Raw genomic sequence first — 382 nt, forward strand, 5'->3', positions numbered from 1 at the left:
AGTAGAAAATCTCTTTTTAATGTATTAATAAGTTTAAATACGTCTACTAACATGTCTCTTTCATCATCATACATATAAAATCTATATTCTATTTTTCCATAACTTTCTTCAAACATATCATTTAACTCTTGCACAACACTATCAACATTATTTTCGAATTGTTTAATTTGTGGATTTTTCTCATTTCTTAATAGGAAAGTAAATGAAGTCATACTTTCCTCATCCACAATTGTTACAGCATTAATAGGACAATCTCCGTATGAAGGAAACCCCTCAATGTCTATAGAATCAACCTCTATATCTAGAAACATCTTTGTTAAAGGTTTCTCTTTATCATTATGGTTATTTAGAAACCATTGAATCTTATACCAGTTTTCAATAT

1 protein-coding gene is annotated in these 382 nt (G+C 27.5%); it reads right to left on the minus strand.

The window, feature by feature from the left end:
* Positions 1-382: hypothetical protein (locus tag ETC00_RS20325; RefSeq protein ID WP_216369620.1), on the minus strand; the 382-nt coding region annotated here is incomplete at both ends.

It is taken from the genome of Brevibacillus sp. MCWH, from assembly GCF_013096935.1.
Classification (GTDB): Bacteria; Bacillota; Bacilli; order Brevibacillales; family Brevibacillaceae; genus Brevibacillus; species Brevibacillus aydinogluensis.